This is a genomic window from Robbsia andropogonis, from assembly GCF_000970345.1.
Lineage (GTDB): Bacteria > Pseudomonadota > Gammaproteobacteria > Burkholderiales > Burkholderiaceae > Robbsia > Robbsia andropogonis.
On record NZ_LAQU01000091.1, the window covers coordinates 1 to 4,001 of the forward strand.

Annotated in this window: 4 protein-coding genes and 1 pseudogene; 2 read left to right on the plus strand and 3 right to left on the minus strand. The window is 54.7% G+C overall.

All coding sequences use genetic code 11. The annotated features are described in order from the left end of the window. Positions 1–179: 179 nt before the first annotated feature. Positions 180–809, plus strand: a complete 630-nt coding sequence (locus WM40_RS25770; RefSeq protein WP_176026291.1) for a hypothetical protein — start codon at positions 180–182, stop codon at positions 807–809. A 263-nt stretch (positions 810–1,072) separates the two neighbouring features. Here the strand turns inward: WM40_RS25770 and WM40_RS31870 are convergent, their stop codons facing one another. Beyond that, positions 1,073–1,324: a hypothetical protein gene (locus WM40_RS31870; protein ID WP_157685275.1), complete on the minus strand. Its 252-nt coding sequence runs from the start codon at positions 1,322–1,324 to the stop codon at positions 1,073–1,075. Between the two features lie 916 nt (positions 1,325–2,240). On the opposite strand from WM40_RS31870, the pseudogene WM40_RS25780 reads away from it, so the two are divergent. Further along, positions 2,241–3,023: pseudogene (locus WM40_RS25780) on the plus strand (TrlF family ATPase); the annotation flags it as partial. 112 nt (positions 3,024–3,135) lie between these two features. On the opposite strand, the gene WM40_RS25785 reads toward WM40_RS25780, so the two are convergent. Together WM40_RS25785 and WM40_RS25790 are read right to left on the minus strand one after the other, a co-directional pair. Further along, the gene (locus WM40_RS25785) at positions 3,136–3,465 is read right to left on the minus strand and encodes a type II toxin-antitoxin system YafQ family toxin (RefSeq protein WP_036013544.1); all 330 of its coding nucleotides are present in this window, start codon (positions 3,463–3,465) and stop codon (positions 3,136–3,138) included. Then, positions 3,437–3,718, minus strand: coding sequence for a type II toxin-antitoxin system RelB/DinJ family antitoxin (locus WM40_RS25790; protein ID WP_024906104.1), 282 nt, complete (start codon positions 3,716–3,718; stop codon positions 3,437–3,439). The genes WM40_RS25785 and WM40_RS25790 overlap by 29 nt, the downstream gene beginning before the upstream one ends. Positions 3,719–4,001 lie beyond the last annotated feature (283 nt).

Consider the following 4,001-nt stretch of genomic DNA (forward strand, 5'->3'; position numbering starts at 1 on the left):
GTATCAGCGTGCTCGAGAACTGAATCCGGCGCGATGGTCCGGTAAGCTACGCAACTGGCAACCGATTGGCTGTGTCTGGCTTAACCCGCAAACACATCATCAAACGCAACATGTGCAAGAAGTGGTAGATGCCGCATAACTCACGTTCCAACTACCTTGACAGTCACCGCGGGCAAGGAGTGAAACTTCAAGACGCGGTCGGGATCAAGAACGTCTTTGTGAATCTCTGGAAGCCAGGCTTCTACGATAATCGCAAGATGAAGATCTGCTGCATCCCGTTCATGCGCAATCTGATCGAGTATACGAAGGACGACAAAGATGCTGACTACATCCGCCTCACTTCATTGTTGCACTGGAAAACTGACTCTCAGCAAATTACGGTTGCGGACCTGGACGATGCGTATGGCCGGCTCTTCGCGGCCAACGGGCAATCACCCAATGCAGCGGAGAGTGTTCTCGATCTGATTGACGCGGAGGCGAAGGAGTGCCTGAAGGCGCCGGACGGCATCAACTTCGAGCACAAGGTCGTGCTGGCGATTGCCACCAGGCTGCAAGCCGAGAAGTTCATGGCCGCGAAGATCAACGACGCAGTATGGCTTGCCTCTGTCAGCGCCAATCAAACACCGGCCCTGCTGAAGCGCTACCGCGAGCTGTTCGCTGGCGAGGTGGCCAATATTCGAGTGCTGCAACGGGTTACGCTAATGACGCCTGAGAACATCCACCTCAACTCGTTCATGTACGAGCCTATCCTCGACATGTCCGACCAGCATCTGCGGAAGTTGTACACCGAGGTGGTGGGCATGCAATGACATAAGTCCGCTATCCCGGACCTGTTCGGAATCGACAGATCGACGTTGTATCGCGTGCTCGCGCAGCGCGAGCACGCCGCATAAAAAAGGGGAAAGGCCGAAGCCTTTCCCCCCGCGTTGGCTAAAAAGCCAGCTCCCACGTTCAACGTGCCTTAATCGTTAGATCCAGGCGGCTCGTGCCGTCAGCATTGATGCCATAAGCACCCGACACCTCGAAAACATCATCGAGTTTCCGGTCATGATGTTTCAGGTATCCGCGCAGCTCAGAACCCGGAAACGGGCTCGTCGGAACAATGTGCGCGTAATAACCCAAACCACCTTGACTCGGATCGGCGCGTACCAAGCGCAATGTCGAAACCGTCAGGACGGTCATTGACAATCGAGAGACTGGCCGATGCCGCGATCATGTCATCGTTGATGTTCAGGAAGCCCACCCAGAGCATGACGCCATCGGCGGTCATGTCTTTGTGGATTCTGAACAGGTGTCCCGTAACGTTCGACTTCGCGTTAAACATAGTGGCCTCCAAAAAAAGAAAGCCACTCGGGAGCGTCAAATCGACTCGATCGATTGTAGGCCACGAATGCGCCAGTCGCACGCGCAATCGCGCCGGCCGCCGGCCGTAGAACGCAATAAAGTTGTCAATCCAGAACGCTTGCAAAACCGGGCTTTCGCGGCGCGAGTTGACATATTTATTTCCACTCGCAACGAAATAAAGTCGTCAATTTGCATGCGAACGAATTAAATTTGTCAATTTACCTTAGACCATAGAATTTTTTCATATATGTTGCTGATTTAATTGTATTAAAACTGAAAATAGCGAAGCAGTGGCGTTGGTTGATTACGTTTTTGCCGATGAAGTGGCGGACAGCCAGATTTGTTAGATCGATTCGTGATGGCACAGAGGGCCAGTGCTTAGATCCTAACGACTTGTAGAGTTCGACGCGCTTTCGATGTCTCCGTTGAAGAAGAAAAATGCGCTGCTGTTCTACGTAGATTATTGACTAATTTGTAATGTAGGAAGCCTATGTAAAGTCGTAAATGTCAAATTTGATACTATATTTACAGCATGAAATAGAGTCTATTCTATGCATTCATGCCCACTGCACGAGTACCGTAGGATGCCGACCCTGAATCAAACGTGACGTCAATGTTCGTTGCATAACAAAACCAATCTGGCTCCGTTGTGCTCGTCTGAGCGGGCAATGCTCAGCAGTAAAATCTTCGCTGATGGCCGAAGTGACCGACTAGTTTGGCCCAAGGATGGCGAGTTTGTAGCTTACGCCGGTGGCACCCCGACCGTTGAGTTGACATTTTTATTTCGCGAGTCCGTAAGCCCCGTGCAGTATGGCACACAGCGCACCCGGGACGCTACGGAGCGCCAATTGACAACTTTATAGACGCAAAAGTGACAAATTTAATTTGTTCTACGGTTGGCCGAGCTGTCCGATTTGCGTGGGCAGCGCATACAGGCGTTGCAGAAGGCCGCGAAGAAGCTGAACAAGCGACTTGAGGGCAAGCTCAAGGTGGAGATCGTGCCGGAGGCTGACCGCACGCCCTTGATGACCTTCCTGCTGGGTTGCAAGCTGGACGGTGTTGGCGAAAAGCGGCTTGCGTTCATTGAGGAGGCTGAGACGATCAGCCCGCTGTCTCTAGCCCAGTCGATTCAAAAAGGGTCTGCCAACGTGCAACTCGGTTGGATGGGCGTCACGCAGATGGTGGCCGACGCACTCACCAAGCTCCAATCGTCTCAGCTCATGGAGTTGGAAGCTTTGGAGCTGGAGCATCGTGTGGACATCTTTTTGAATGTCGCGCACGGCAAAGCCGATCCGGTATTCCGGCCGCTCGGCAAGCTCTCTACGGGCCAGCAGTGCACGGCAATTCTGCACATGCTGTTGCTTGAGAGTGTCGATCCCCTTCTGATGGATCAGCCGGAGGACAACCTCGACAACGCGTTCATCGCAGATCGGATCGTCGCCGAGTTGAGGGAGGCAAAGACGCGTCGGCAGTTCTTGTTTGCGACACACAACGCGAACATCCCGGTGTTCGGTGATGCCGAGTGGATTGGCGTTTTCACGGCCGCTGAGAACCACGGGTGTCTCGCGTTGGAAGCACAAGGCTCGATTGACGTTCCTGTGATTCGGGATCAGGTGGCCAGCATTCTGGAAGGCGGGCGCGACGCCTTCATCCAGCGCAAAGAGAAGTACGAGTTCTGATGCCCTACTCCAGGCGACGATAATGAAGGGAACTGCCTTGTAGCTGCGTTTTCGTCCCTGGCAGCCCACGGTATTTCACCGCCACGATCTGCGAGGTGGGTTTCTTTCGGGGCTACGAGAACAGATCAGAGTGCGTTCCGCTACGCACGAACACAACCAAGCCGCTTTTGCCCGAGTTGTCGAGGGTGTAGATCAGCAGGAAGTCGCCGCCGATGTGGCACTCGCGATGGCCTGCCCATTCACCTGTCAGCGGGTGATCGAGCCATTCAGGCGGCAGCGGCCCGTCGTTTGCGATCAGCAGCGTCATAGCCTCTTTCAACCTGTTCATGTCGTACCGGCCGGAGTGCGACAGGCGCTGCCAGTCCTTGAGGAAGTCCTTGGTGTAGTCCGACGCGTGAGGCAGGTTCGCCCGCTTACTTGAGGCTGGCTTCTTCGAGGTCATTCAACAGAGCGTCAGCGGTTGCGAAGCGAGCGCGACGGCTCTTGATGATCTCGTTGGCCTCGGCGATGGCGGCGCGACTGGTGGCGTTCGGTGCCTTGAGTGCGAACGGCAACTCCTTGTCAGCGACGACACGGGTCAGGAACACGCGGATCGCATCGGAGACGGTCAGGCCCATCGAGGCCAGCGTTTCCGCAGCCTGCGCTTTGATGTTTTCGTCCACGCGAACGTGAACCATTGTGGTGGTAGTAGCCATGACGGCCTCTTATTACGACTGATTGAGATACATTGTATCGCGCCATGCACGCAATCGCAAGATGACACCCTCCAATGGTGCCCCGTCTTGTCCGTGCGTGTATTCATCATTTGTGGATTTTGCGCGCCACCGCCCAGTGCGGTCGGAAATTCCACCAGATCGGCCGCATTTGTCCTGCGTGATAGGCGACACCGATGCGCGTACCATGGCCGGCGTTGTAGGGGACGTCTCAGAGAACGGAAAATAAAGCACGCTAAGCCTGTGCTGAAGCTGTCACCCAGCG

What these genes read in the sequence shown, in the direction of transcription:
- WM40_RS31870 (WP_157685275.1), bottom strand. Translation starts at nt 1,324, where the DNA reads ATGTTTAACGCGAAGTCGAACGTTACGGGACACCTGTTCAGAATCCAC.
- WM40_RS25785 (WP_036013544.1), bottom strand. Translation starts at nt 3,465, where the DNA reads ATGACCTCGAAGAAGCCAGCCTCAAGTAAGCGGGCGAACCTGCCTCAC.
- WM40_RS25790 (WP_024906104.1), bottom strand. Translation starts at nt 3,718, where the DNA reads ATGGCTACTACCACCACAATGGTTCACGTTCGCGTGGACGAAAACATC.